The sequence below is a fragment of the Novosphingobium sp. YAF33 genome (assembly GCF_052113265.1).
Classification (GTDB): Bacteria; Pseudomonadota; Alphaproteobacteria; order Sphingomonadales; family Sphingomonadaceae; genus Novosphingobium.
In genome coordinates, this window is sequence record NZ_JBFRCW010000053.1 from 1 (window position 1) to 514 (window position 514).

At 55.8% G+C, this 514-nt stretch carries 1 rRNA gene; it reads right to left on the reverse strand.

Annotated features, from left to right (window positions below):
• Positions 1-144: ribosomal RNA gene (locus AB4Z00_RS26580) — 16S ribosomal RNA — on the reverse strand; the annotation flags it as partial.
• Positions 145-514 lie beyond the last annotated feature (370 nt).

Below are 514 nucleotides of genomic sequence, written 5' to 3' on the forward strand. Positions count from 1 at the left end.
GCAGATTCCCACGCGTTACGCACCCGTGCAGATTCCCACGCGTTACGCACCCGTGCGCCACTAGACCCGAAGGTCTCGTTCGACTTGCATGTGTTAGGCATGCCGCCAGCGTTCGTTCTGAGCCAGGATCAAACTCTCAAGTTTGTGTCCAATCTCACAACAGGACCAGCCAAAAGRCCAGCCACCTGACGTAAAATTAATTCAGGGATCATCACCCTGCACATATCTAAACGTATGGTTACGTAAGGACATGTTAAGGTAACGACTATCTACTGCCACCCCGAGCCCTGAAGCCCCGGGAGCAGGCGCCGTCGCCCACATGTCCCTTCATCTAAAACCTACAATGTCAAAGAACCAGTCCCTCACGAGACCCGCCGAACAGTAAAGCCGGACAACTAGCGCTCCCCGCTTTCTTGCGATGGGGGAACAAGCTGTCCGTCTCTGTTGGCGACCGCTGCAAAACCGTGTGGTCCGCTGCGGTGAGAGGCCCTCTAAGTGCCACCCGTGATTCGGT